Consider the following 25,698-nt stretch of genomic DNA (forward strand, 5'->3'; position numbering starts at 1 on the left):
GTGCGGGTAGGAGGGTGAGAGGGCTGTCATCCTACTCACACACCCTCCCACCCTCCCACCCGCACACCTTCTTACCCTATAGCCCTACCCCGCCAGTTATATAGCCCAATCGAGAGAAAGATGATGCCGTAGGCCGCCAGTTGCACGCCCGTGGCTTGCTCGCCGAAGTACAGAAAGGCCAGCAGAAAGCTCAGCAGCGGATTGAGGTACATGAAAATACCCACCGTGCCCGAAGGCAGCACGTTCAGCGCGTACAAGTTCAGAAACAGCGGAATGATGGTAAATACCGTGCTCAGCAGCAGGGCCACCAGCAGCAAATGCCCATCCCGGAGCCCGGCCAGCGGCTGCGCCCCCAACAGCGGGGCCAGCGGCAGAATTACCACCGCCGACACGGCCAGCTGCACTGTCAGCAGCACCAGCCGGTCGTAGCCCTGCAAGCGGCGCTGACTGATGAGGTAGGCCGCGTACGTGAAGGCCACTACCAGGCTCATACCCAGCGTTCGGAACTCGCCCGAGCCCAGCAGCACGCAACTCGCCGCCGCCAGCCCAATGGCCAGCCACTGGTTGCGCCGCAGCTTTTCCCGCAGCACTACAAAGCCCAGTAACGCCGTCAGAATGGGGCAGATAAGATAGGCAAATGAGCCTGCCTGCACGCTCACCTCGTTAATGACGTAGATGAACAGCAGCCAGTTAGACGTCAGTAGCGCCCCGCCCACCAGCGTGCTGATGAGCACCGGCCGCCGCTCCGCTCCGGTGGCTGTCCGCCATTGTGCCCGCGTCTGCCGCACCACGTCGCGCCGCCCCAGTCCGTGAATCAGTAGCAGCAGCAGCAACGAGAGCAGCACCCGGAAAAACAGGATCTGCCCGCTGGCGTACCCGACCAGCCAGCGCAACGGAATGGGGAAGAAGCCCCAAATAAAGAAAGCCGCAAAAGCGGACAGGTGGTGACGCGAAAGTTTCAAAACGAGGGGAGCAGAACAACGAAAGCGCAAAGGTAGCCCCGCATTCCCGGCCCGACGGCTTCCCGCCGCCGCCTCACCCGCCCGCCGTACCTTTGCTGCGCTATGCTTCAGTTCTCCGATCTGCCCGCCCTTACCGGCGGTACCCTGCTGCAACTCCCCGCCGCCCCGGCCGCCATGCAGCGTCTGCTGCTGGATAGCCGCCGCGTGGAAACGCCAGCCGACAGCCTGTTCCTGGCCCTGCGCGGCCCCCAGCACGACGGCCACCGCTACCTGCCGGAGCTGTACCGGGCCGGCGTGCGCCAGTTTGTGGTGCAGGACGACGTGCTGCTGGCCGATTTTCCTGAGGCCGGTTTCCTGCGCGTGCCCGATACCCTGGCCGCTTTGCAGACGTTGGCCACCCATCACCGCCGCCACTTCCCGATTCCGGTGTTCGGCATTACTGGCTCCAACGGCAAAACCATCGTGAAGGAGTGGTTGGCCCAGCTGCTGAGCCCCGACGAGCTGATCTGCAAAAGTCCGCGCTCCTACAACTCCCAGGTGGGCGTGCCCCTGAGCGTGTGGGAGCTCACCGCCAGCCACACGCTGGGTATCTTCGAGGCCGGTATTTCCGAGCCTGGCGAGATGGCGCGGCTGGCCCGCATCATCCAGCCTACGCTGGGCATCTTCACCAATCTGGGCACCGCCCACGATGCCGGTTTTGCTTCCCCCGCCGAAAAGGTGGCCGAAAAGATGCGCCTGTTTGAACAGGTTGATACCCTGTTCTACTGCGCCGACCACGAGCTGATTCACGCCGCCGCCCGCCGCCAGCTCAGCCCCGCCCGCACCACCCGCGTAGCCTGGACGCGCCAGCGTGCCCGCTTCGACGCCCAAGAAGCCGACCTGCTCATCACCATGCAGGAAGCCGCCGCCGACCGCGCCGTGGTGCGCGTAGAGCGCGCCCGCCCGCGCCCCCAGGAGCACACCTTCACGTTGCCGTTTGCCGATGAGCCCTCCGTAGAAAACGCCCTCCACGGCCTGTCGGTGCTGCTGTGGCGGCAGGTACCACCCCCCGAAATCCAGCAGCGCCTCGACCGCCTCCAGCCCGTGGCCATGCGCCTGGAGATGAAGCAGGCTCTGCACGACTGCTACGTCCTCGACGATACCTATAACAACGACCTGGCCGGCCTGCGCCTCGCCCTCGATGCCCTGGCCCGCCAGGCCCGCCGGGGCCGCCGCACCCTCATCCTGTCCGATGTACTCGAATCGGGGCTGGCCGGGGCCGAGCTGTACGCGCGGGTGGCGTCCCTGCTGCCGTCCCACGGGGTGGAGCGCCTCATCGGCATCGGGCCCGATATCAGCCGGCACCACGCGGCGTTTCAGGGCCTGCAGACCGAGTTTTACCCCGATACGGCCGCGTTTCTGGCCGCCTTTCAGCCCGAGCAGTTTCGCCAGGAGCTGATTCTGGTGAAAGGTGCCCGCCGCTACGGCTTCGAGCGGATTGTGGCCGCCTTCCAGCAGAAAATCCACGGTACGGTGCTGGAAGTCAACCTCGATGCGCTGGTCCACAACCTCAACTTCTATCGCCGCCGCCTGCAGCCCGGCGTGAAGCTCATGGTTATGGTAAAGGCCTTTGCCTACGGCAGCGGCTCCGCGGAAGTCGCCAACCTGCTCCAGTTTCACCGCGCCGACTACCTGGCCGTGGCCTATGCCGACGAGGGCGTGGACCTGCGCCAGCACGGCATCAGTCTGCCGCTGATGGTGATGAACCCGGCCCCCGACGCCTTCCAGAAGCTGCGCCAATACCACCTGGAGCCCGAAATCTACTCCTTTGAGCGGCTGCATGATTACTTGTCCGCCGCCCGCGAGGCCGCTATGCCCGCCATCCACCTCAAGCTTGATACCGGCATGCGCCGCCTGGGCTTCGCCGAGGAAGACCTGCCCGAGCTGTGTCGCTTGCTGCGCGAAAACGCCGCCCACCTGCGCGTGGCCAGCGCCCTCACCCACCTGGCCGGGGCCGACGAGGAGCAGCACAACAACTTCTCGCGGGAGCAGCTGGCCGCCTTTGCCCGCATGACGCCCCAGCTGGAAGCGGCCCTGGGCTACCCCATTCTCCAGCATGCCCTCAACTCGGCCGGCATCGTGCGGTTTCCGGAGGCTCAGCACAGTATGGTGCGCCTGGGCATCGGCCTCTACGGGGTGGAGGCAAGTGGGCAGGAACCCGACGCGCTGCGACCCGTGAGCACGCTGCGCACCACCATTTCCCAGATCAAAACCCTGCCGGCGGGCCACACCGTGGGCTACGGCCGCCGCGGCCAAGCTACCGACCACGAGCGGCGCATTGCCACCCTGGCTATCGGCTACGCCGACGGCTACGACCGACGCTTTGGCAATGGGGCGGGGGAGGTGCTCATCCGGGGGCAGCGGGCGCCCATCGTGGGCAACGTGTGCATGGATATGTGCATGGCTGACGTGACCCACATTGCCGACGTCCAGGCCGGCGATGCGGCCGTGATATTTGGCGAAAACCTGCCCCTTACCGAGCTGGCCGCCCGCATCGGTACCATCCCGTACGAGTTGCTGACCAACGTGAGCGAACGGGTGAAGCGGGTGTTCGTGGCAGAATAGGGCTGGCTGAATATTGCCGGCTTGCGAACATCCCGTATCATTGCCCGTAAGCCAACGCTCACCCTATTTTCTCCCCTTTCATGAAAAAGACCTTCCTCTCTGCCCTCGCGGCCACCGTGCTGCTGGCCTCCTGCTCCGACCTCAAGAAGCCCGCAGAAAAAGACCAGCCCCAGGAAGCCACCGCCGACACGGCCGTAGTGTACCGTGACGGTGAAACCCCCGCCGGTGCTGCTGCCACCGCCACCGATGCCGCCGGCAACGCCGTAGATAAGGCTGCCAACGCCGTGGAAAGCACCTGGGACATGACCAAAGCCAAGCTCGCCGACGTGAAGCTGGAGGAAATTGACCTGCCCGAAATCACCGTGCGCGGTGACGACGTGTACAACGTGTACGGCCTCGAAGAAAAAGTCCTGTTCGATACCGATAAAGCCGAAATAAAGCCGACTGCTACCCGCGCTTTGTCGGAAATCAGCGCATCTATTGCCCGCCGCCACCGGGGCAAGCAGGTCCGCGTGCTGGGCTTCGCTGACTCGCGCGGCGACAAAAGCTATAACAAGGAGCTGAGTGCCCAGCGAGCTGCCGCCGTGAAGGATTGGCTGGTGAAAAACGGCATGATGACCGCCACTCAGGTAACGCTGGAGCCCATGGGCGAGACTGCTCCCGTGGCCTCCAATGCTACCGCCTCCGGCCGCCAGGAAAACCGCCGCGTAGAAATTGCCGTGCTCAAATAGGCTCACGAATTTTTACGGATTACGTCGGATTGACGCGGATTTTGTAGCCGTTTTATTCTGATCATCCGCAAATACATAAGGGCACAAACAAAAGGGACTCGCCAGCCGGCGAGTCCCTTTTGTTTGTGCTTTCAGACCGTTGAGTTGTACTACCGGCCGGTTTCCGTATCGTTCACGAAATCCGTGTTAATCCGCAAAAAATCCGCGAGCCTAGTCCTTAATCTGGTCTACCTCGGCCCGGATCATGGCGTTGTAGCGCATGCCGTTGTTGGCGAGGGTAATCAGGCTCCAGCCGCGACCCATGGTGTAGTTCCAGGTGCGGGCCTCCTTAAATTCGAAGGTAGGACGCAGAATCTGGCCGTAGGGCGTGTAGTTGTCCATGAAATTGGTGGTGTAGAAGCCGTCGCCGCTCACAATCCACTCCATCGCCACGAAAAAGCCTTCTACCGGGGCCTCGATGTTATACTGCGTCAGGTCGACGGTATACCACTCGCCGCCTTTCGGAGCCGATACCACGATGTTCTCGTTCAGCAAATCGGAGTTAGGCGAGTTATAGTTGCCATCCGCCTTGTAAAGGCGCACTCGGAACGGCTCCCGGGGGAAACCGTTCTCACCGATGTAGAACGATACGGAGCGGACGTTACCGAGCTTCTTGCCTTTCTCATTCTTCACGAAGAAGGCGTACTGGCTGCCAGGCATCCCCTGAATCATGCCTTCACCAGGTGTATTCGAGTTCGAGCCCAAGGCCAGATTTTTCACCTTACCGCCCTTTACAGTTACGTTGCCCAGCTCAATAGCCCGCTTCGGAACCTCAATAATCATGTCCTGCACCTTAATGCCGGGCTTGATGAGCACCGCTTTGCGGAAGTAGCCCAGTGCCATAATCACCAGCGAATCCTGCGGGTTCTTTTGGGGCATGGCCATCTGAAAGAACCCGTATTCGTTGGTCAGAGCACCGGTTTGCTCTTCTTTCAGCCCGATAGAGGCGAAAGGAATAGGCTCTTTCGTTTTTTCATCAACGATACGGCCGGTCATTTTGGCGTCCTGAGCGAAACTCAGAACCGGGAGCAGCAAAGCCAGTGCAAAAAGAGAAAGTACGCGTTGAAGCATATGAAGGCAGACTAGTGTATATGCCAAAATTACAATGAAATGCGGCATAAAAAGCAAGTCCTCCCCGAATATTTATACCGGTACAATTTGAGTTCGGAATAATTACAAATCAGCTACTTTTCCTGCCTCGGCCGGCGAGTTTCCCCGCCCGGCGAATTTTGGCTGAAACATAAATGGGTGGTACCTTTGTTTGAAGTAAATCTAAATAGTTCCGCCCGTGTCTAATCGCCCACCTCTTGCCCCACCGCCGTCTGCGCCGCGTAGCGTGACCGACCTCCAACTGGGGGAGAGCGGCACCATTTGTTGCCTCCAGGACCCCGAAATGGCCCTGAAGCTGCTGGAAATGGGCTGTATTCCGGGCACTATGGTGCGCCTCAACAGCCGGGCTCCGCTGGGTTGCCCCATCACACTGGTGGTAGGCGACATGGCCGACTATACGCTTTCCCTACGGGTGAGCGAGGCGGCAACTATTCTTCTGAAATAATTCCGGGTACATGGCAGGCGGACCACTACTATCCGGCCGGGCCGGCGCGGGGGTGTCGGCAGTGCAACTGGAAACAGCCGCGCTGCGGCAGCCGGGGCCGCTCACGCGCATTGCGCTGGTGGGCAACCCCAACTCGGGCAAATCCTCGCTGTTCAACCAGCTGACGGGCCTCAACCAGAAGGTAGGCAACTTCCCGGGCGTAACCGTGGACCGCAAAACGGGCATCAGTCAGCTCACGGCCCAGCACCGGGCCGAAATTGTGGACTTGCCGGGCACCTATTCGCTCTACCCCAAAAGTCTCGACGAGAAGGTTATCACCGACCTGTTCTACGACAAAGCTAGCCCGCAGTACCCCGGCTTTGTGGTGGTGACGGTGGACGCCAGCAACCTGCGCCGCAACCTGCTGTTATTCACCCAACTGGCCGATATGGGCCTGCCCACGGTACTGGCCCTGAACATGATGGATGTGGCCGAGCAGCATGGCGTCCAGATTGATATTGCGGCGTTGCAGCAGGAACTGGGCGTGCCCATCATCCCGATGAACGCCCGCAAAGGCGTGGGCATTACGGCCCTCAAGATTGTGATGGCCCAGATGCTGGATGCGCCCTCAGTGAGCTTTTACGAGCCTGAGGAAGCCTTACTGCCCATGATCCGGCAGATCCGTTACTACTTCAACCTGCACAACGACTACCTGGCGCTGCACTACGCCCACCAGTATCGCCACATCAGCCTGCTTTCCGCCGAGGACCGGGCCTACGTGCAGGAACTGACGGAGCAATATGGATTTGAGCCCACGGCCCGGCAGGCCCAGGAAACCATTGCCCGCTACGGCCGCATCAACGAAATCCTACTCAACTGCGTGTCGGTCACGCGTACTGAGCGCAACGAACCCTACAGCAACAAGCTGGACAAGGTGCTCACGCACAAGGTGTGGGGCTACCTTATTTTCTTCGGGGTGCTGTTCCTGATGTTTCAGGCGGTATTCGCCTGGGCCAGCTACCCCATGGAACTGATTGATGAGGGCGTAGCCTGGATCAATAGTCTGATCCAGACGAATTTCGATGGGCCGTTGGTGAACCTGCTGACGGAAGGGGTGCTGGCCGGTTTGGGCGGCGTACTCATCTTCATCCCGCAGATTGCCCTGCTCTTTGCCTTCATTGCGGTGCTGGAGGAAACCGGCTACATGGCCCGCGTGACATTCATGATGGACCGCATCATGCGGCGCTTTGGGCTGAATGGTAAAAGCATCGTGCCCCTTATTTCGGGGGTGGCCTGCGCCGTGCCAGCCATTATGAGCGCCCGTACCATTGAAAACCGCAAGGACCGGCTCATCACCATCTTCGTGACGCCACTCATGTCGTGCTCGGCCCGGATTCCGGTGTACACCGTGCTCATTGGGCTGGTGGTGCCCGATGAGTCGGTGCTGGGCGTGTTTAACCTGCGCGGCTTTGCGTTGATGGGGCTGTACCTGCTGGGCTTTTTCGCGGCTATTCTCTCGGCCTGGGCCATGAAGTTGCTGCTCAAAACCACCGAGCGGAGCTATTTTATCATGGAGTTTCCGGTGTACCGCTGGCCGCGCTGGAAAAACGTGGGCATCACCATCGTGGAGAAGGTGAAAGCCTTCGTCTTCCAGGCGGGTAAGGTGATTCTGGCTATTTCCATTCTGCTGTGGGTGCTGGCCTCGTACGGGCCGGGTTCGGCTATGGAACAGGCCGGCAAGCGGGCCACTACGGAAGCCCGGCGGCAAGGCCTCACGCCCGCCGAGCTGGATTCCCGCGTAGCTTCCGAAAAGCTGGAAGCTTCCTACGCCGGCCACTTTGGGCACCTTATCGAGCCCGCTATTCGCCCGCTGGGCTTCGACTGGAAAATCGGCATTTCGCTGCTCACCTCGTTTGCGGCCCGGGAAGTGTTCGTGGGCACCATGAGCACCATTTACAGCGTAGGTCAGGACGCAGACCAGCTCACCGTGCAGCAAAAGCTGGCCGCCGAGAAAGACAGCAACGGCCAACCGTTCTTTACCCCGGCGCGGGCGTTTTCCCTGCTGGTGTTCTACGTGTTTGCCATGCAGTGCATGAGCACGCTGGCCGCCACCTACCGCGAGACCAAGGGCTGGAAATGGCCGCTGCTACAGCTGCTCTACATGACCGGTCTGGCCTACGTTTCGTCGTTGCTGGTGTACCAAGTGATGAAATAAAGTAGTTTTTAGTTAGTGGCTGTGGGCCAAAAACCAGCAACCAATAACCAAAACAAACTACTGTCCGATCAGGAAGACGGCGGGCTGCTTGTGTATTTCAGGGAGGGGCTTCTTCTTCCAGCCAGCTACCGTGTCAGTGCGGATGTACTCGTTTTCGGCCGTGAGGCTGGCGGCCACGCAGAGGCGGGTGCCGGGGTGCAGTGTGCTGAGCAAATCCTCCAGCAGCGGCAGGTTGCGGTAGGGCGTTTCGATGAACAGCTGAGTTTGGTGCTGCTGCAAAGCCTGCTGTTCCAGCTTCTTCAGGGCCGCTATGCGCTTGCCCCGCTCGATGGGCAGGTAGCCGTGAAAGGCGAAGCTCTGCCCGTTCATGCCCGAAGCCATCAGCGCCAGCAGCAACGACGAAGGCCCCACCAGCGGCACCACTCGCACGCCGAGCTGGTGCGCCCGGCGGGCCAGCTCGGCTCCGGGGTCGGCAATGCCGGGGCAGCCGGCTTCGGAAATGACGCCCCCATCCTGGCCCGCCACCAGCGGCTCCAAGGCCGCTTGGATCTGGGCCTCGGTGCTGTCCTTGTCGATTACGCTGATGCGCAGCTCCTCAATCACGTGCTGCGGGGCCACACTCTTGATGAAGCGGCGTGCCGTACGGGCATTTTCCACCAGGAAATAGCGCAGAGCGGCCACGCGTTCCGCCACCTGCGGCGGCAGCACCTGGGCCGCCGTGTCGTCGGCCAGAATAGTCGGAATAAGGTAAAGCGTGCCGGGTTTCAAAAGGGGAGGATTGAATTGTTGAATTGCTGGATGGCCGAATTGCTGGATGGCTGAATTGTTGGATGTGCAGTCTGACTGTCCAACAATTCGCTCCCCAGCAATTCAACTTCCGATAAAGGCTTTAACAAGCCCAAATACTTCGTCAGGCTTTTCGGCATGCACCCAGTGGCCGGCATCCACTACGGTTTCTACCTGCGAGTTGGGGAACAGGGCCGGGATGCCGTGCAGCTTATCGTCGGCGTTGATGTAGTCGGAAAGGCCCCCGCGGATGAACAGGGCCGGTTTGAGGAAGGGCTGGGCGGCGGTGATTTCCTCGCCGACGTGCGCCATGCCAGCCGTCAGCACGGCCAGGTTGGGTCGCCAGGCGAAGCTGTTGTCGTCGCGGCGGTACAGGTTCTTGAGCAGGAACTGCCGGGTATCTACCTGCCGGATGTGCTGGGCCAGGGCGTCGTCGGCCTGCTGGCGGTTTTCCAGCGTGGCCAGCGGCACGGCGTTGAGGCCGGTAATCACGCTGTCTTGGTGCTCCATATCGGAGAAGCGCGGCGCGATGTCCACCACAATCAGCTTGCCCAGGTGCTGCGGATGCTCGAGGGCGAAGCGCATGGCTACTTTGCCGCCCATGCTGTGGCCCAGCAGCGTGGTTTCGGGGCCGAGCTGGAGCTGGTCGAACAGGCCCAGCACGTCCTCGCTCATCAGGGCGTAGGTATGCTCCGGGGCGTGGGGGGAGCGGCCGTGGTTGCGCAGATCGGCCACGATGACGCGGTGGCCGGCCTCGGCCCAGCGGCGGGCCAGCGTCTGCCAGTTATCCAGGGTGCCGAACAGGCCGTGCAGAATCACCAGCGGGGAACCCTGCCCCATTTCGCGGAAGTGTAGTTGCAGCATAGTCCTGCAAAGATGGGGCTTCGGAAATTGAATTGCCCGTCGGAACCTCCCCGTTACTAAGGCCCGATAGGCGGAGCGGAATGCAGATGACCGGACGCAGGAGGGCTCAATGGCGTTGCTGGACTATTCAGAATACTTGCGGCAGCTTCGCTCAGAGGCATATATTATTATCCTTATTGGCCTGCTGACAACTCATTCCAGATGGGCAGCAGGCAGATTTACACACACTGTAGTGCCCTGCCCGGGGAGGCTTTCAATGGATAAAGCCCCGCCTTGCCGGTCAACGAAAGCCCGGCACAGCAGCAGGCCGAGGCCCGTGCCGGAACGCGGGCCGCGCAACGGGGCCAACCCATCGGGGGAAAATAAGGTGGCTATCTGGTTCGGGGTCATACCGGACCCGGTATCCTGCACGCGCAGAACCACGTTGCCTTCAGTGCCCGGCTGCGCCCGCAGATAAATGCTGCCTCCGGCCGGGGTAAATTTCAGGGCATTGCCTATCAGGTTACGCAGAATTGTTTCAGTCATGTGGGCATCGGCCCACACGGCCGCGTGCGGCGGGCAATCGAGGTGAAAGGTAATCTGCTTGGCCTCGGCGGCGTTGGTGTACAGGCGCGTGGCTTCCTGGTATAACTCGGTTACCAACAGTCGCCCGGGCCGAAAGGCCAGCTCGCCGGTCTGGTTTACTGCCCAGTTCAGCAGGTTATCAAGCAGGTGATTGAGCTGATAGGCCGATTGCCGGACCAATGCGGGCAGGCGGCGCAACCCTTCTTCGTCGCCTTGTTTGAGGTAGAAGTCAATGAGCTCCGTAACGCCGGCAAAGGAGGTGACCGGGCCGCGCAAATCGTGGGCGACAATGGCATAGAGCCGGTCTTTGGAGGCAGCCAGCTGGCGCAATTCTTTCGTCACTTCTTCCAAGGCCCGGTGGTTGCTGGAAAGCTCGGCCCTACTGCGGCGGAGCTTGGTGTAGAGGTAGGCCATGCCACCCAAACCCAGCAGCAGGGCTGCAATAGCGCCCCACAACGCCCGGTTACGCTCCTGCATCACCAACTCCCGTTCCGTCAGCCGCCGGATCTGGTGTTCCTTGTCGGCGGTTTCATAGCGGGTTTGCAGGGCTGTGAGGGTCTGCACGCGCGAACGGCTGTTGAGGCTGTCATTCAGGTCGCGGAATCGGCTTTGCCACTCGTAGGCCTGCTCAAACTGCTGGCGGCTCACGTTGATTTCGGCCAGCAGATTGTAGCTGTCCAGCACTCGTTCCTTGTAGTCGATCTGGCGGGCCAGCAGCATGGCGCGGCGGGTCAGCAGCTCGGCCTCCGGCAGCTCGTTCTGCAGTAGCAGCACCGTAGCCAGTAGTTCCAGATGACCGGCCTCAAACCGGTGGTTATGCAGGGGTTCAACAATGGATACTGCCTGCCGTAGAAGTCCTTCGGCCGTATCCAGCTGATTCATCTGCATGTAAAACGAGCCCAGATCGGCCAGGTACAGCGACTCGCCTGCCTGGTCGCGGGTGCGGCGGGCCAGTTGCAGCGCCCGCCGCGTGAAGACGAGGCCTTCCTGCTGCTGTTTCAGGTAGAAGTAGAGGTTGCCCAGGTTGCCGAACAGCATCAGCTGGCTGCGCACCTGCACATCGGGGCGGTAGGCGTAGGTGAGGGCGCGGCGGTAATTGCGCAGGGCAGCGGCCGTATCGTTCCGCTCGTGATATACCCCGCCCATACCGGTGTAGCTGCGCACCAGCCCATCGTTGGAGCGCAGCCGGCGCGCCAACAGCAAGGCTTCCTGTTGCAGCTGTAACGCATGAGGGCCATCGGCAAGGTTGGCGTAACAGCTGGCAAGGTTCAGCAACGCCCGAAGCAAGCCCGGAGAATGGTTGAGCCGCCGAGCCAGGGCCACGCTCTGCTCGCCGTACGGCAGGGCGTGGGTGGGCTCATTATCGTGCAGCGCGTAGCAAAGCTCGTTCAGGAGCCGTACCCGTGTTGTATCGGCGGGCTGGGTCCTGAGCTGGCGCAGCAAAGCCGGGACAGCCGCCGCACGGGCTGCTACCGTACCAGTAAGGCAACAGAGCAAAAACGCAACCAGCAGGAAACGCCGCATCGGTAACGGTGGGCAACAGGCATGAGTAAGCCCGGCAATATCTCCGCTAACCGAAGCCTATGACGGGGTAGAGGTCATCCCAACAAATATAGTCAGCTGTCCGACTTGAATAAGCGGGCGAAAAGAGCGTTTGAACGAGCGAAAAAGTAAACTGAACCGTTTCGCAGTGGTAGACGTCAACTCAGATCCAGCAGAACCAGCTGCGCCGTCTTTCCAGCGGGGTGTTGCGCAGAAATTCGGTCAGGGGCTCCAACTTCGTGAGTAGTGAGGTGAGGGTAAGTACCTCACCCGTGCGCAAATGCAGCTGCAGGTAGTTGTACGGACTCCAGAATAAACGCTCCGACTGGCACGTAACCCGTTCTACCCGCACCAGGTCGCTTTTGCCGAACGGAATGTGTCGCGCGCCCTCGTACACTTCCAGGATATTCTGCTTGGGGTCGAAAACCAGGGTGGTTTCCAGGTTGCGGGCGTAATAGCGGGCATGGAGCACGAAGGCCGGCACCGAAAATCCCAGCACCACGGCGGCCACGGCCGTCAGCAGGACCAGCTCATAGGCCGCTAATGTACCGGCGTAGAAGAACGAGCCCAGAAACGGCAAGCCCACGCCCAGGCACAGCAAAGGCCAGAACAACAGGGAAAACTGCCGCATAAACGTGGGGCGATACGCCCGGCTTTTACGCCCGAAAAGCCCGGTAATCAGCCGTAAGCCCACAATAACAGCGGTAACAACGGCAGCTATTTCCAGCAGCGGGCGCAGAAAGGAGAGAAGCTTCATGGAAAGGCTACTACGACTGTCGGCCCCGACGGATAGCCATCGGGGCCGACACGGACGCGTTCAGGTTAGGTATTAAGCGCCTACAATAATCCAGGGCTCATTGGCCACGTGGGCGCGCAGGGTGCCGAAGGACTCCAGCGTCAGGCCATACTGCTCAAACACGGCTTGTGCCGCGTCCCGGTCCGCTGGGTCCACGCATACCAATAGGCCGCCCGACGTCTGCGGGTCGCAAAGCCAGGCGCGCTGCTCGTCGGTGATGGAGCCAACTTTGTGGCCGTAGGAATCCCAGTTGCGCACCGTGCCGCCGGGAATGGATTTCTGCGCATAGTACTCGGCCGCCTCGGGCAGCAGGGGCACTTTCCCGAAGCTGATTTCAGCCGTGAGGTTGCTGCCTTCACACACTTCCGAAAGGTGGCCCAGCAGCCCGAACCCCGTTACATCGGTCATGGCGCGCACGCCGGACAGCTGGCCCAGCTCCGCTCCGATTTTGTTGAGCTGCATCATGCTGTGCGGGGCAATCTGCGCGTGTTCAGGGCGCAGAATACCGCGTTTCTGGGCCGTGGTAAGCATGCCTACGCCCAACGGCTTGGTAAGGTACAGCTCGCAGCCGGCCGTGGCGGTGTCGTTCTGCTTGAGGTTCTTGATATCGAGCAGCCCTGTGACGGCCAGCCCGAAAATGGGCTCCGGCGAGTCGATGCTGTGGCCACCGGCCAGCGGAATGCCGGCCTCGGCACAGATGCTGCGGCTGCCTTCAATTACGCGGCGGGCCACTTCGGGCGCGAGCTTATCAATGGGCCAGCCCAGCACAGCAATGGCCATGACCGGCCGGCCGCCCATGGCATATACGTCGCTGATGGCGTTGGCCGAGGCAATCCGTCCAAAATCATAGGCATCATCCACGATGGGCATGAAGAAGTCGGTGGTGCTGATGATGGCCTGCCCGCCGCCGATGTCGTACACGGCCGCGTCGTCGCGGGAGGAGTTGCCCACCAGCAGCTGCGCATCGTGGGGCTGCGGAATGCTGGTATGCAGAATCTGGTCGAGGACTTTGGGCGCGATTTTGCAGCCGCAGCCCGCGCCATGACTGTACTGGGTGAGGCGAATTTCTTCGGTGGGTTCAGCGGAAATAGGCATAGGAAAAGTCAGTGCGTGCGAAGAAGAAAAGTTATAAAGCCCAGGCTGTCTGTTGCAATACCACCCGGTACCCATCGGGGTCCTCAAATGTTATCCCCAGCTCATTCCAGTACGGATTATACGCCGGAACGGGCTCGAAGCCGGCTGCTTTCATTCGGGCTACGGCCGTTTGCCATTCGGCTGCATCGGGTAGGTAAAAAACCAGCAAATGGTCTGGTGAGGGTGCACGACCGGTGGTGTGTGTGGATTGGTGCGTGAATTCCAGGTGGTAAGGAGCCAGTGGGTGCCCCAGCATTACCCCATCAAAGCCATTGTGCGCCGTGAAAGCCGCCAACTCCTGAAAGCCCAGACCATTGCGGTAAAAGCGGAGTAAGGCGGCAATATTGTCCGTAGGGCGGGCCACCCGAAGTACTGGGATTGACATAGCAGATGACCTACTTAGTGTGCCTTCTGTGCTGCCCGCAGCACCAGTTCGGCATTCATGGCCGGGTCGCAGGTGTCGGAGGCTACGGGAATAATGCGTCGGCCCTCAAGGCCGTGGCTGTACGTACGGTCATAATAGTCGAGCACTAGGCTTACCATTTTCTCCATATCGTCTTCCCCGATGGCTGCCAACGCTTCCTTCGTAACCAAACCGCCCAGCCGCTTCCGGATGCGCAGAATGGAAGTGGCCAGCGCGGCCGGGTCGTGGCGGCCATATTCCTCAGCCAGCTTACGCACACGCTGTTCGCGGGGTACTTCCAGCAGCAGCAGCGGCGCGGTGCGCATCTGCTCAAACAGCGGCGCCGGCAAATGCACCGGCCCGATAGTCCGGCTTTCATCTTCCACCCAAATAGTAGCGTCAGAGGCGAATCCGGTTAGTTCAGCGGCCAGATCATTCTCAAACTGCTCCTGCGTGGGCGAGGCCGGCTGGCCGATGCTGCCAAAAGCAGAGCCCTTATGGTTCGCTAACCCTTCGAGGTCGAGGACGGATTGCTGCCGGGCGGCAAGGGCATGCAGCACGTCGGTTTTGCCGGAGCCCGTGAGGCCGCCCAACACCCACAGGGCGCGGGGCCGGGCAAATTCAGCCAACGCCCACCGGCGGTAGTCCTTATAGCCCTTGTCGAGCAACTCTACCTGAAAACCGGCCAGTTCGAGTAGCCAAAGCACTGCGCCGGAGCGCATACCGCCCCGCCAGCAATGCACCCGAACCCGCCTGTTCGGGGCCAGCTTCTGGGCCAGTTTCACCAGCAGGCTCATTTTCGGCCCGAAGAAATCCAGCCCCAGCAGTACCGCTTTGTCCTGGCTCATCTGCTTGTAGGTGGTTCCGATGCGGGCGCGCTCCTCATCTGAAAACAGCGGAAAGCTTACGGCCCCGGGCACATGGCCCTGCGCGTACTCAATGGGTGCCCGCACATCCAGAATGGGCACTTCGGCAGCACCCTGCAGAAAATCAGAAAGCGGAAGACGCGGCACGGGCAGGGAATAGTGAGTGATGAAATGGTGAGTAGTGAAATAGTGAGTAGTGAAATAGTGAGTTTGATGTTTTGATGGCGCATTTGGCGCAAGTAGAACGTCACCCTCACCCTTTCACCACTTACCATCTCACTTAAGCTGTCGGCGGTAGAGCTGGATGGTGTTTTCCAAGCCCAGGTACAGCGCGTCGCAGATGAGGGCGTGGCCGATGCTGACTTCCTGCAGACCCGGCAGCTGCTGGTGCATGTACGCCAGGTTATCCAGGTCGAGGTCGTGGCCGGCGTTGAGGCCCAGGCCCAGTTGCTGGGCCAGCAGGCCGGCTTCGCGGTAGGGGCGGAGGGCGGCTTCCGGGCCGGCGTGGTACTGCCGGGCGTACTCCTCAGTATACAGCTCAATCCGGTCGGTGCCGGTAGTAGCGGCGGCCCGCACCAGCTCCGCCACCGGGTCAAGAAAAATGCTGACGCGGCAGCCGATACGCTTGAGGTCAGCCACTACGTCGCGCAGATAGTCCTGATGGCGGATGGTATCCCAGCCCGCATTGGAGGTAATAGCGTCGGGCGCGTCGGGCACCAGCGTCACCTGCTCGGGGCGCACCTCGCGCACCAGGTCCAGGAAATCGGGGGTAGGGTTGCCCTCCACGTTCAGCTCGGTAGTCACCACGGCTTTCAGGTCGCGCACGTCTTGGTAGCGGATGTGGCGCTCATCGGGGCGCGGGTGTACCGTAATGCCCTGGGCCCCGAACCGCTCACAGTCGCGGGCCGCCTGTAGCAGGTCGGGGCGGTTGTGGCCGCGGGCGTTCCGCAGGGTGGCTATTTTGTTGATATTTACGCTGAGCTTGGTCATGTTCAGAAGCGGCGCTGAGGGTGAGTACGTAGTCAAAGATACGTAGCCTCAACAGCGCCGGCCCATTTTAGTTGAAGCAGCTATGGTTGTTCGCCTACCCGTTTTCGCCCGGCCCATGTTGGGATTTAGCCTGCTGCTGCTGGCCGTTATCGGTATTGAATGGCTGGTAATCCGGCAGCCCGTGTTCACCCGGCAGCCTTTACTACCGGCCGCCGTGAGCTTCGACGTGTTGGTGGGTTTGCCCGTGCTGTTCTACCTGCTGGTAGTGCGGCCCTACCGGCTGCCGGTAAGCACCGTGGCCGCTGCCTTTACTGCAGCCGTGGCTTTGGGCTACTGGCTGCTGCCGGTCCCGCAGCAGCAGTACGTCCGCTGGGCGGGACACGCGCTGGGTGGTGTAGAAGTCCTGACAGCTACGTTGCTGTTGCTGAATCTGCGGCGGCTGCAACAGGCGTACCGGGCGACCTACGCCCCCGAGGTAGCGGAGCGGCTCACGGCGGCTTTCTGGCAGGTATTCGGCCGGCCGCTGGCCCCGCTGGTTTTTGAGCTGCAAGTGTTTTACTACGCACTGCTGAGCTGGCGGGCCCGGCCTGTAGCCTCCGCCGGCAGCCGCGTATTCACCAGCTACCAGGAATCTGCCTTTACGGCGTACGTGGGCACGGTAATGCTGCTGTCGGTGGCAGAGATGGGGGCGCTGCACCTGCTGCTACTGCGCTGGAATCCGCTGGTGGCCGGGGTAGCGCTGGTGCTGCACCTCTACGGGCTGCTGGTGTTGCTGGCCCACGCCCGGGCCGTGCGGCTGCTGCCAGTACTGCTCACACCCGGGCAGGAGTTGGTCGTGCGCGTGGGGTTCTTCTGGACGGTGCGGTTACCGCTCGTCGCTTTGGCGGCAGCGCAACGGCTGCCCGATACGCCCGCGCCGGCTCCCGGGCGGCTGAACCTAGCCCGGCCATTACTCACGCCGCCCAATGTGCTGCTGGTACTTACCAGTGCGCAGGATATCACGGGGCCGTACGGGCTGCGCCGGGTTGCCCACGAGCTGACGCTCTACGTAGACGACGCTGCCGGCTTGCTGGCGGCGCTGGCCCTGCCCGAAACCCCGGCCTGCGGCCCCGTATTCGGGAATAAGCCGTAATCTTGCACCTTCCTAATCCCCCTTCCCATGGCTCTGAAAGAAACCATCGACGCCGATATCAAAAAGGCCATGCTGGCCAAAGATAAAGTTCGCCTGACCACTCTGCGCAGCATTAAGTCCCAGATTCTGCTGGCCGAAACCGCCGAGGGCCAGCACGGCGCGGCCCTCACGCCCGACGCCGAAATCAAGCTTCTGACCAAGCAGGCCAAGCAGCGTCGCGAAGCCGCCGAAACCTACAACAAGCAGTTCCGATCCGACCTCGAAGAAGTAGAGCTCAATGAGTTGGCCATCATCGAGGAATACCTGCCCCAGCAGCTTTCTGAAGCCGATCTGGTAGAAAAGCTGGTGGATATCATCCAGCGCGTGGGTGCTGCCGGCCCCTCCGATATGGGCAAGGTGATGGGCGTAGCCGCCCGCGAGCTGGCCGGCCTAGCCGACGGCCGTCTGATTTCCCAGACCGTCAATAACCTGCTCAACAACACCAATTTGTAAGTGTGTAAGTGGCAGGGATGGGTGCTACATTACCTAAATGCAGCACCCATCCCTGCCACTCGGATAACTCTCTTTCCCGTGTCCGCCTTTGATATCTTCCTGCTGATTCCGCTGGGCATTGGGGCCGTGCAGGGCTACCGGCGCGGACTGTTGCTGGAAGTGGCCTCGTTGCTGGCCTTCGTGCTGGGCGTGGTAGGCGGCTTGGCGTTGCTCAACGATGCCATTCCGCTGGTGCGGCAGTACGTAGGTGAAGCCTTCGGCCTGCTCCCGCTGGTATCGTTCGGGCTGGTATTCGCGGCCATTGTGTGGGGAGTACATCTGCTGAGTTCCTTCATTAAGAAGGCAGTACACCTCACTCCGCTGGGCGTACTGGATAACCTGGGCGGCGCCGCCAGCGGCGTACTCAAGTGGGTGTTGGGGCTGAGCCTGCTGCTGCACGGTATCGGGCTGGCGGGGCTGCAGGTGATTTCTCCCCAGTTGGTAGCCGGCTCGCAGGTGCTGCCCATCGTGCGCGAAGCCACACCGGTAGCCCTTCGTCTCGTCAGTTTCGTGCTGCCTTTTGCCGGCACTCTGCTCGACAGGCTGCGGGAAGTATTCTGATAAACTCAACTGAGTGGCCGGAGAACCTGTTCAGTTACCGGTTCCGTTACGCTCTTTACTCAGGTATCTTACGGCATGCGCCTGTTACTGCTGGATAACTTTGACTCCTTTACCTATAATCTGCTGGATTATTTCCGGCAGCTGGGGTGTGAGGTAGAAGTGCGCCGAAACGATGTGCCCGTAACGGAGCTGCAGGAGCTGGCGGTAGACGCTGTGGTATTGTCGCCCGGCCCGGGTACCCCGGCTAAAGCCGGCAACCTGATGGACGTTATCCAACTGTTTCATACCCGTTTGCCCATGCTGGGCGTGTGTCTGGGGCACCAGGCACTGGGGGAGTTTTTCGGTGCCCGGACGGTGCGGGGGCAACGGCCAATGCACGGTAAAGTATCGGAAATTGAATGGACGCAGCCCAGTGCCCTGTGGCAGCTGACGCCCGCCCGCATGCCCGTTACCCGCTACCATTCCCTTATACTACCGCACCTGCCGGCTACGTTGGAAGCCCTGGCTTTTACCACCGACGACGCCCATGAAATTATGGCCCTGCGCCACCGTACGCTGCCTTTGCATGGCGTACAGTTTCACCCCGAAGCCATCCTGACGCCTCACGGCTTGGCACTACTCGGCAATTGGGTCAAGAGTTGTATCATTGCACATACCGCCCCTGCGGCCCCGGCCGGGCGGGTTATTTCCTAGAGAAGATGGAATTGCAGATCAAGGAAAAAAACGAGTTTCAGTACGTTGATGAAGGTGCCGGTGAGGTGCTGCTGCTGCTGCATGGCCTGTTCGGGGCCCTCAGTAACTGGGAAGACGTAGTGGAGGAATTCAGCCCGCGCTACCGCGTAATCATTCCGCTGCTTCCCATTTATGAAATGCCGCTGCTGAAGGCCGGTGTTCCGGGCCTGGTGAGCTTTGTGGAAGATTTTCTGGCAGCAATTGGCCTCACGCAACCATGTACCGTACTCGGCAACTCCCTGGGTGGTCATATTGCCCTGGTGTACACGCTCCAGAACCCCGCGCGGGTAAGCCGGCTGATACTCACTGGCAGCAGCGGCCTGTTTGAGGACGGTATGGGCGGCTCTTTCCCCAAGCGCGGCAACTACGGATTTGTGCAGGAGCGGGTGGCCTACACGTTCTACGACCCGGCGGTGGCCACGCGCGAGCTGGTAGATGAGGTATTTAATGTGACCAACTCCAATGCCAAATGTCTGCGTATCATTAGTATAGCCCGGTCGGCCCAGCGGCATAATCTGGCCAAGGACCTGCACCGCATCAAGGTGCCGGCGCTGCTGGTCTGGGGGCTCAACGATACCATTACGCCCCCCGTGGTAGCTCATGAGTTTCACCGGTTGCTGCCAGCCGCTGAGCTACGCTTCCTCGACCACTGCGGCCACGCTCCCATGATGGAGCGGCCCCGGGAGTTCAACCAGCTGCTGTTGAGCTTTCTGGAGCGTACCAGCGCGGCAGTTGCCCGGTAATGGAGGTCTTTCATCGGCCGGGTGCAACTATTCATCCGGTACTCCCACTCTTTTAGCCGCCGATGCACGTAGGTATGTAGTGAAAAACCTTCCTTTGGGTAAAACGCTTATACTGCCCCGCCGCCCTGCTTCCCGTTTCGCCTAACTGCCTATTCTCCGATGAATTCTATCCTCGCCGAAGATTTATTGAACCAGATGATTCCGCCCCTGAAGGTGACGGATTCGACGGAGAAGGCTGCCCGCTGGCTGGAAGAGTTCCACGTTGGCCAGTTGCCCGTGCTCGATAACCGCCAGTATAAGGGCCTCGTGACCGAATCAGATTTGATTGATCGGGAAGGAGCCGAGTGTGATCTGGGCAGCCTGCCGCTCAACTACGGCGAGGTGCATGTGCAGCATGATCAGCATTTCTACAACATTATTGAGCTGGCCGTCCAGAATAAAATTCAGCTGGTACCCGTGCTCGATGCGCAGCATGAGTACATGGGTGTGGTGACGGTGAGTGATACGCTGGCAGCCTTTGGCAAAGTACCCGTTGCTACCAGTCAGCAGGGAATTATTGTGCTGGCCATGGAGGAGCGTGACTATTCGCTCACCCAGATCAGCCGCTACGTGGAGGAAAACAACGCGAAGATCATGAGTGCCCACGTCGCGCAGGACGAGCATGACCCTTTCCGCATCCGGCTGACGCTGAAGCTTAACACGCCCAATATTACCCGCATTATTGCCACGTTGGAGCGTTTCGGCTATTCCATCACGGCGCAGTTCAGTGGCACCGGCGAAGTAACCGAGGATGAGCAGGAGCGCTACGACGCCCTGTTGCGCTACCTTAACATCTAGCGCGGGGAGGGGAGGTGCTGTTATTTCTCTTGCTGCTGATGCGCGGTCTGTTTCCGGTGGCATCCTCCTATCCGGCCACGGCCGTTCCTGCCGCAACCACCGCGTTTCTCCCCGATTCCCTCCGCCGGTCCGCCACCGACAGTCTGGTGCAGGCACAATGCTCCGGTTATCCTGTTTTCCGGGTCGGCCGTGTGCTGTTCGTCGGTAATAAAGTAACCAAGGAGCCGGTGTTGCGCGCCGAGCTGGATTTTCAGGAAGGTGACACCCTGACGGCCGCCACCTTGAGTAGCCGCTTGGAAGTCAACCGCCGCCGCCTCTTCAATCTGCAACTGTTCCATCAGGTGCTGGTGCAGGCCGTATGCCGTGATGGAGAACTGACCATCCTCTACAGCATGCAGGAACGGTGGTATACCTTCCCCATTCCTATCTTCTCCCTGGCCGATCGAAATTTTCGCTCCTGGCTCGACCGTTCTGACCGGTGGAAACGGGTGGACTATGGTCTCCATGTGGTTAGGCGCAACTTCCGCGGGCGCAACGAGCAGTTGCTGGGCAACCTGCAGCTGGGCTTTAACCGGAAATACGAGCTGTTCTATGAGGCCCCCGGCTATGGCCGCCGCCGCCGCATCGGGTTCGGGGCCGGCTACTCCTACTACCGCAGTCATGCCCTTGACTATGCCACCGTCGGCGACAGGCTTCGCAACCTGCGCCAAGAGGATGCCTTTCCCATTGAGCGGCAGTACGCTACCCTTGGTCTGCGTTGGCGCCGGACGGTACAGCACCTTACGGCCCTGGATGTGGCCTACCACCACGAGCGGGTTTCTGATTCGGTACTTTATTACAACTCAGGTTACTTTCTGAACGGCCCGCGCCGGGAGTACGTGGATATCAGCCTGATCAGCACGCTCAACCAGCGCAATACCTTTGCCTACCCGCTTACCGGGCAATATGCCCAAGTGAGCCTCATCTACCGGGCGTTTCTGGACAACCGCAGCCCGAACAGCTTCACGTTACGCGGCCGTTATGCCCGCTACGTGGCATTAGGCGGCCCTTTTTACTATACTATTGGGGCCGTAGGGCAAATGCGCGTTGCTGAAAGGCTGGCTTATCCCGATAACCGTGCCTTTGGCTACGACCTGCTGGTACGCGGCTATGATGCCTACGCAATAGAAGGCCGCCACCTAGGCCTGTTGCAGCAAGGCCTCACGTATCGGTTACTCGATGTGGGCAAGATGCAGATTGGTGGCCTGCAGAGCACCCGTTTCAATAGTATTCCGCTGGTGTTTTATTTAAATACCTTTGTCGATGTGGGCTACGTTCGGCAACGTGCCGTATTACCGGTCAACCGATTGCCTAACCGGCTTCTAGCTTCAGCCGGGGTGGCCCTGCACCTCGCCACGTACTACGATTGGGTATTTACCCTGGAATATACCCGCAACCGCGAGCAGCAGGGTGGCTTTTTTTTCCGTACCCAGTTTCCCATCTGACCCCTCTTGTCCGGCTCTGGCTGGGTTATGTTTTTGTTATGAAAATAGCCATTCTGGGTAAGCCTTTTGACGAAAACCAGACCGCCTTTATGCAGGAGATGATGGACGATCTGATCCATCGACAGGCAGAAGTTCGTATTCTGGATACGTTTCACGAGTATCTGAGCCAGCATATTCAGCTTCCGGAAGGTATCACCACCTTTCATCGGGGTGACTCACTGGCAGGTACCCGATTTGTCCTGAGTATCGGGGGCGACGGCACGCTGCTGGACACTGTTACCTACGTAGGTGCCCTGCAAATCCCCATCCTTGGTATCAATACCGGCCGGTTGGGCTTTTTGGCTACCATCTCTCCCGATAAGATTACCCAGGCCATTGATGCCCTGTTCAAAGGACATTTCGTGCTGGAAGACCGCAGCCTCATTCGGGTGGATACCGACCCCGATACGTTCGGCGACATAAATTTCGGCCTCAACGAATTCAGCATCCTCAAGCGCGACACGTCCTCCATGATTGTCGTTCACACCTATATCGATGGAGAATACCTGAACTCCTACTGGGCCGATGGGCTGATTGTCGCCACCCCAACCGGGTCCACGGGCTACTCCCTTAGCTGCGGCGGTCCGGTAATGCTGCCCCAGACGAACAATTTTATCATCGCTCCCGTATGTCCCCACAATCTGAACGTGCGGCCTCTGATTGTGTCCGACCGGAGTGTGATTTCTTTCGAGATAGAGGGCAGAAGCAACAATTTTCTTCTCTCTCTCGACTCCCGCTCCAAGACTGTAGAGGCCGGAATTCAGATTGCAGTCCGCCGAGAAAACTTCAATGCTCGTCTGGTAAAACTGAATCATGTTAACTTCCTGAGTACCTTGCGCAGTAAGTTGAACTGGGGGCTTGACCGTCGGAATCCCGCCGGAATCCCAGTGTGACCTTAGAGTTTTTACAGAAAATGTTTTTTTAGTTCCCGGCATCCTCTACTTTTGTCGCTGACTGCAACCGTGTACATACGATTCTTTCGCACTTTTTCTCAGCCTGATATCTCTAAATTTCGCTCCATATGAAGCAACTCTTCACCCACACTTTGGCCCTGTTACTGGTCCTCGCGCTGGTAGCGTCGGAGGCGAGTGCACAGCAGTTCAGCAAGCGGAAGCAATACAACTCCGTCGGTGTTACCCTGAACGGCATGGCCTATTTCGGTGACATCACGCCGAAGCCCAGCATTCCCAGCTTCCGCGCCGGTGCTACCCGCCCTAACGTTGGTCTGTCCATCACTCGGCGCTTCGCTCCGCGTATTTCGGGTCGCGCTTCACTTTCCTACGGCCGTATCACGGGCGACGATGCCAAGGCTGCTGACCAGTCGGATCCAGACGCAAAATATCGTTTCACCCGGAACATGAACTTCCGTAACGACATTCTGGAACTGGCTGCTACCGGTGTTTTTGACCTGATCGAAAACCGCAATAACTACATCAAGCGTCCCGACTTCGTACCGTACGTATTTGCCGGGGTAGGTGTAATTCACCATAATCCTAAAGGCGAAGACGCTCAAGGCAATATTGTGAACCTGCAGCCGTTGAAAACCGAAGGTCAGGCAAGTGCTTATGGCTTGACGCAGTTTGTAATTCCTTTCGGTGCGGGTGCCCGTTATAAGCTCAACAAAAGCTTCGATGTTGGTATCGAGCTGGGCTTCCGCAAAACCTTCACCGATTACCTTGACGACGTAAGCACCAACTACGTAACTGACCGCAACACGCTCGGTTCGGATGCTGCCAAGTATTTTGGCTTCGATATCACGAATGGTCGCCCCGATACCTACTCGGAAGCGAATCAGGCAGGTGGCCAGCGCGGTAAGAGCAACGAAAAGGACTGGTACTCTACTCTGGGTATCTCAGTTAACTACATCCTCGCTCCGCGAGTACGTAACCCCAAATTCAGATAGTCAGTAAGCTGGCTGTCTAGTTTCCTCCACCAGCCAGTTAGTATGACGAATTTGAACCCCTTTAAAGCACTCCTTATCGGTATTCTACCGGTAGGGAGTGCTTTTTTTGCCTACACGGCAGCTGCTCAGAATACCAGCGAGTTGGGAGTTGGTATCGGAGGAATGTCCTACAAAGGTGAACTGTCGCCTAATTATCAGTTCCGCAATAACCGCCCCGCCCTTACAGCGTTTTACCGCAAGGATATCTCGGGGCCTATTACTCTGCGCGCGGGCCTGATGGGTGGAATGTTGCGCGCTGATGACCGGAACGTGCGCGGTATCAATGGCAACAATCCGTCGCTGGCCAGTTACCGGGACGCGAGTATGAAGGGCAGCCTGCTGGAACTGTCCGGCGGGCTGGAGTATAATTTCTTCGACTATCATAACCGGCGCGATAAGGTTCATTTCACGCCATATGTGTTTATCGGGCTGGCTGGCTTCTATGCCAACACAGAAACAGCAAGTACTGCTCAGCCAGAGCTGAACCAGAAAGCCGGTTTAGTAAGCCTGGCAATTCCGGCCGGCCTGGGCTTTAAATATGCTTTGTCGGAGCATTGGAACTTGGGACTGGAGGCCGGAGCCCGGAAAACCTTCACGGATAATCTGGATCATGTTGATGGCAAGTCACGGGGGCAGAATGACCTCGTAGGTAACTCGCACGACCAGGACTGGTATTTCTACAACGGCATAAGCGTCTCTTATACCTTCTACAAAATCCGGTGTCCTGATAAGAACCAGGAAAAAGGGAAGAAGAAGGACTGAATGGATAATATGCCATTTTGAACGGTCTGCTGCCCCTGGCATACGAAATGCCAGGGGCAGTTCGTATTTTAGCGGACAGGTCGCAAGTGGTTATCGGGCAGAAGGGAATGCAACCATTTGCGTAACTTGCGGCCTCTTTACGCAAAAAGTACCAATGGCCGTCCGGTCCGAGATTGACTCCCAGAATATTCCCGCTCACGTAGCTGTCATCATGGATGGCAATGGCCGTTGGGCCAAGCAGAAAGGCGGCTTGCGCATTTTCGGGCACCAGAATGCCATTACGGCGGTTCGGGAAACCGTGGAGGCAGCCGCCGAGGCGGGCGTACGTTACCTCACCCTGTATGCTTTCTCGACCGAAAACTGGTCGAGGCCCGCACACGAGGTAATGGCCTTGATGCAGTTGCTGGTGCATACTATCCGCAAGGAAACGCCAACGCTGCTAAAAAATAACATCCGGCTTCAGGCTATCGGACAGATCGAAAATCTGCCTGCTTCCTGCCAGAAGGAGTTGGCAGAGGCAATGGAGCTGACCAAAAACGGTTCTGGTACCACCTTGCTGCTAGCCCTGAGCTACAGCGGCCGTTGGGACCTGACGCAGGCCGCGAAGCGTATGGCCATTGAGGTAGCGGCTGGCCGCCTGCAGCCGGAAAATATTACGGAAAATACGGTGGCGGGGTTTCTCTCCACGGCCGGTATTCCGGACCCCGAATTGCTGATTCGTACCAGTGGCGAACAGCGCATTAGTAACTTTTTGTTGTGGCAGCTGGCCTATACGGAACTGTTTATTACCGATTTGCTCTGGCCTGATTTTCGGCGGGAGCATTTTTACGAAGCTTTGCGTGCCTACCAGCAGCGGGAGCGTCGGTTTGGGAAAACCAGTGAGCAGCTAACCGTTTCGTAATCGC

The 25,698-nt window shown here is 59.5% G+C and carries 25 protein-coding genes; 15 read left to right on the forward strand and 10 right to left on the reverse strand.

Features of this window, described 5'->3' with window-relative positions; translation table 11 throughout:
• Positions 1–71 precede the first annotated feature (71 nt).
• A complete protein-coding gene (locus EI293_RS13900) occupies positions 72–962 on the reverse strand; it encodes an EamA family transporter (RefSeq protein WP_170170375.1) in 891 nt (296 codons plus the stop codon).
• Between the two features lie 102 nt (positions 963–1,064).
• Between EI293_RS13900 and EI293_RS13905 the strand changes: the two genes are divergently transcribed.
• Positions 1,065–3,566 carry a bifunctional UDP-N-acetylmuramoyl-tripeptide:D-alanyl-D-alanine ligase/alanine racemase gene (locus EI293_RS13905; RefSeq protein WP_125438836.1) on the forward strand — a complete coding sequence of 834 codons (2,502 nt, stop codon included), beginning with the start codon at positions 1,065–1,067 and terminating at the stop codon, positions 3,564–3,566.
• A gap of 80 nt (positions 3,567–3,646) precedes the next feature.
• Entirely contained in the window at positions 3,647–4,297 is a 651-nt protein-coding gene (locus EI293_RS13910) for an OmpA family protein (protein ID WP_125438838.1), read from the forward strand.
• Positions 4,298–4,507: 210 nt separating this feature from the next.
• On the opposite strand, the gene EI293_RS13915 is transcribed toward EI293_RS13910, so the two are convergent.
• Complete coding sequence (locus tag EI293_RS13915) at positions 4,508–5,407, reverse strand: carboxypeptidase-like regulatory domain-containing protein (protein WP_170170376.1); 900 nt, start codon at positions 5,405–5,407, stop codon at positions 4,508–4,510.
• A gap of 265 nt (positions 5,408–5,672) precedes the next feature.
• On the opposite strand from EI293_RS13915, the gene EI293_RS13920 reads away from it, so the two are divergent.
• Complete coding sequence (locus EI293_RS13920; protein WP_246010641.1) at positions 5,673–5,891, forward strand: FeoA family protein; 219 nt, start codon at positions 5,673–5,675, stop codon at positions 5,889–5,891.
• A 10-nt stretch (positions 5,892–5,901) separates the two neighbouring features.
• Positions 5,902–8,085: a ferrous iron transport protein B gene (gene feoB, locus EI293_RS13925; RefSeq protein ID WP_125438842.1), complete on the forward strand. Its 2,184-nt coding sequence runs from the start codon at positions 5,902–5,904 to the stop codon at positions 8,083–8,085.
• A 57-nt stretch (positions 8,086–8,142) separates the two neighbouring features.
• Here the strand turns inward: feoB and EI293_RS13930 are convergent, their stop codons facing one another.
• The 8 genes from EI293_RS13930 to EI293_RS13965 form a co-directional block, all read right to left on the reverse strand.
• Positions 8,143–8,853 (reverse strand): SAM-dependent methyltransferase, encoded by a 711-nt coding sequence (locus EI293_RS13930; protein ID WP_125438844.1) that lies wholly within the window; start codon positions 8,851–8,853, stop codon positions 8,143–8,145.
• 102 nt (positions 8,854–8,955) lie between these two features.
• Positions 8,956–9,735, reverse strand: a complete 780-nt coding sequence (locus EI293_RS13935) for an alpha/beta fold hydrolase (protein WP_125438846.1) — start codon at positions 9,733–9,735, stop codon at positions 8,956–8,958.
• Positions 9,736–9,927: 192 nt separating this feature from the next.
• Positions 9,928–11,823: an ATP-binding protein gene (locus EI293_RS13940; protein ID WP_125438848.1), complete on the reverse strand. Its 1,896-nt coding sequence runs from the start codon at positions 11,821–11,823 to the stop codon at positions 9,928–9,930.
• Positions 11,824–12,004: 181 nt separating this feature from the next.
• A complete protein-coding gene (locus EI293_RS13945) occupies positions 12,005–12,598 on the reverse strand; it encodes a hypothetical protein (protein ID WP_125438850.1) in 594 nt (197 codons plus the stop codon).
• Positions 12,599–12,670: 72 nt separating this feature from the next.
• On the reverse strand, positions 12,671–13,732 hold the full coding sequence (selD, locus tag EI293_RS13950) for a selenide, water dikinase SelD (protein ID WP_125438852.1): 1,062 nt from the start codon (positions 13,730–13,732) through the stop codon (positions 12,671–12,673).
• Between the two features lie 31 nt (positions 13,733–13,763).
• Positions 13,764–14,156 (reverse strand): VOC family protein, encoded by a 393-nt coding sequence (locus tag EI293_RS13955; RefSeq protein WP_125438854.1) that lies wholly within the window; start codon positions 14,154–14,156, stop codon positions 13,764–13,766.
• Positions 14,157–14,170: 14 nt separating this feature from the next.
• A complete protein-coding gene (gene mnmH, locus EI293_RS13960; protein ID WP_125438856.1) occupies positions 14,171–15,187 on the reverse strand; it encodes a tRNA 2-selenouridine(34) synthase MnmH in 1,017 nt (338 codons plus the stop codon).
• 129 nt (positions 15,188–15,316) lie between these two features.
• Entirely contained in the window at positions 15,317–16,030 is a 714-nt protein-coding gene (locus tag EI293_RS13965) for a pyridoxine 5'-phosphate synthase (RefSeq protein WP_125438858.1), read from the reverse strand.
• 82 nt (positions 16,031–16,112) lie between these two features.
• Here EI293_RS13965 and EI293_RS13970 point away from each other — a divergent pair, with 82 nt between their 5' ends.
• The 11 genes from EI293_RS13970 (at position 16,113) to EI293_RS14020 (ending at position 25,694) form a co-directional block, all read left to right on the forward strand.
• Positions 16,113–17,162 (forward strand): hypothetical protein, encoded by a 1,050-nt coding sequence (locus EI293_RS13970; RefSeq protein ID WP_125438859.1) that lies wholly within the window; start codon positions 16,113–16,115, stop codon positions 17,160–17,162.
• Between the two features lie 27 nt (positions 17,163–17,189).
• Positions 17,190–17,654, forward strand: coding sequence for a GatB/YqeY domain-containing protein (locus tag EI293_RS13975; protein ID WP_125438861.1), 465 nt, complete (start codon positions 17,190–17,192; stop codon positions 17,652–17,654).
• Between the two features lie 78 nt (positions 17,655–17,732).
• Entirely contained in the window at positions 17,733–18,254 is a 522-nt protein-coding gene (locus EI293_RS13980) for a CvpA family protein (protein ID WP_125438863.1), read from the forward strand.
• Between the two features lie 75 nt (positions 18,255–18,329).
• Positions 18,330–18,947: an anthranilate synthase component II gene (locus tag EI293_RS13985; protein ID WP_125438865.1), complete on the forward strand. Its 618-nt coding sequence runs from the start codon at positions 18,330–18,332 to the stop codon at positions 18,945–18,947.
• A 5-nt stretch (positions 18,948–18,952) separates the two neighbouring features.
• On the forward strand, positions 18,953–19,729 hold the full coding sequence (locus EI293_RS13990) for an alpha/beta fold hydrolase (RefSeq protein ID WP_125438867.1): 777 nt from the start codon (positions 18,953–18,955) through the stop codon (positions 19,727–19,729).
• 159 nt (positions 19,730–19,888) lie between these two features.
• On the forward strand, positions 19,889–20,566 hold the full coding sequence (locus EI293_RS13995) for a CBS domain-containing protein (RefSeq protein WP_125438869.1): 678 nt from the start codon (positions 19,889–19,891) through the stop codon (positions 20,564–20,566).
• 38 nt (positions 20,567–20,604) lie between these two features.
• A complete protein-coding gene (locus EI293_RS14000) occupies positions 20,605–22,050 on the forward strand; it encodes a POTRA domain-containing protein (protein WP_125438871.1) in 1,446 nt (481 codons plus the stop codon).
• 38 nt (positions 22,051–22,088) lie between these two features.
• Positions 22,089–22,982 (forward strand): NAD kinase, encoded by an 894-nt coding sequence (locus EI293_RS14005; RefSeq protein ID WP_125438873.1) that lies wholly within the window; start codon positions 22,089–22,091, stop codon positions 22,980–22,982.
• 128 nt (positions 22,983–23,110) lie between these two features.
• Positions 23,111–23,992 (forward strand): DUF6089 family protein, encoded by an 882-nt coding sequence (locus EI293_RS14010; RefSeq protein ID WP_125438875.1) that lies wholly within the window; start codon positions 23,111–23,113, stop codon positions 23,990–23,992.
• Positions 23,993–24,034: 42 nt separating this feature from the next.
• Positions 24,035–24,793 carry a type IX secretion system protein PorG gene (gene porG / locus EI293_RS14015; protein ID WP_125438877.1) on the forward strand — a complete coding sequence of 253 codons (759 nt, stop codon included), beginning with the start codon at positions 24,035–24,037 and terminating at the stop codon, positions 24,791–24,793.
• Positions 24,794–24,947: 154 nt separating this feature from the next.
• Entirely contained in the window at positions 24,948–25,694 is a 747-nt protein-coding gene (locus EI293_RS14020) for an isoprenyl transferase (protein WP_125438879.1), read from the forward strand.
• Positions 25,695–25,698 lie beyond the last annotated feature (4 nt).

Origin of the sequence: Hymenobacter perfusus (assembly GCF_003944765.1) — a bacterium.
Lineage (GTDB): Bacteria > Bacteroidota > Bacteroidia > Cytophagales > Hymenobacteraceae > Hymenobacter > Hymenobacter perfusus.

Bases quoted from the DNA above. Each gene is read 5' to 3' on its own strand.
- EI293_RS13995 (WP_125438869.1), top strand. From the start codon at position 19,889: ATGAATTCTATCCTCGCCGAAGATTTATTGAACCAGATGATTCCGCCC.
- EI293_RS14010 (WP_125438875.1), top strand. From the start codon at position 23,111: ATGAAGCAACTCTTCACCCACACTTTGGCCCTGTTACTGGTCCTCGCG.
- porG (WP_125438877.1), top strand. From the start codon at position 24,035: ATGACGAATTTGAACCCCTTTAAAGCACTCCTTATCGGTATTCTACCG.
- EI293_RS13990 (WP_125438867.1), top strand. From the start codon at position 18,953: ATGGAATTGCAGATCAAGGAAAAAAACGAGTTTCAGTACGTTGATGAA.
- EI293_RS14000 (WP_125438871.1), top strand. From the start codon at position 20,605: ATGCGCGGTCTGTTTCCGGTGGCATCCTCCTATCCGGCCACGGCCGTT.
- EI293_RS13910 (WP_125438838.1), top strand. From the start codon at position 3,647: ATGAAAAAGACCTTCCTCTCTGCCCTCGCGGCCACCGTGCTGCTGGCC.
- EI293_RS13945 (WP_125438850.1), bottom strand. From the start codon at position 12,598: ATGAAGCTTCTCTCCTTTCTGCGCCCGCTGCTGGAAATAGCTGCCGTT.
- EI293_RS14005 (WP_125438873.1), top strand. From the start codon at position 22,089: ATGAAAATAGCCATTCTGGGTAAGCCTTTTGACGAAAACCAGACCGCC.
- EI293_RS13985 (WP_125438865.1), top strand. From the start codon at position 18,330: ATGCGCCTGTTACTGCTGGATAACTTTGACTCCTTTACCTATAATCTG.
- EI293_RS13970 (WP_125438859.1), top strand. From the start codon at position 16,113: ATGGTTGTTCGCCTACCCGTTTTCGCCCGGCCCATGTTGGGATTTAGC.
- EI293_RS13935 (WP_125438846.1), bottom strand. From the start codon at position 9,735: ATGCTGCAACTACACTTCCGCGAAATGGGGCAGGGTTCCCCGCTGGTG.
- feoB (WP_125438842.1), top strand. From the start codon at position 5,902: ATGGCAGGCGGACCACTACTATCCGGCCGGGCCGGCGCGGGGGTGTCG.
- EI293_RS13965 (WP_125438858.1), bottom strand. From the start codon at position 16,030: ATGACCAAGCTCAGCGTAAATATCAACAAAATAGCCACCCTGCGGAAC.
- EI293_RS13915 (WP_170170376.1), bottom strand. From the start codon at position 5,407: ATGCTTCAACGCGTACTTTCTCTTTTTGCACTGGCTTTGCTGCTCCCG.
- EI293_RS13905 (WP_125438836.1), top strand. From the start codon at position 1,065: ATGCTTCAGTTCTCCGATCTGCCCGCCCTTACCGGCGGTACCCTGCTG.
- EI293_RS14020 (WP_125438879.1), top strand. From the start codon at position 24,948: ATGGCCGTCCGGTCCGAGATTGACTCCCAGAATATTCCCGCTCACGTA.
- EI293_RS13940 (WP_125438848.1), bottom strand. From the start codon at position 11,823: ATGCGGCGTTTCCTGCTGGTTGCGTTTTTGCTCTGTTGCCTTACTGGT.
- EI293_RS13975 (WP_125438861.1), top strand. From the start codon at position 17,190: ATGGCTCTGAAAGAAACCATCGACGCCGATATCAAAAAGGCCATGCTG.
- selD (WP_125438852.1), bottom strand. From the start codon at position 13,732: ATGCCTATTTCCGCTGAACCCACCGAAGAAATTCGCCTCACCCAGTAC.
- EI293_RS13955 (WP_125438854.1), bottom strand. From the start codon at position 14,156: ATGTCAATCCCAGTACTTCGGGTGGCCCGCCCTACGGACAATATTGCC.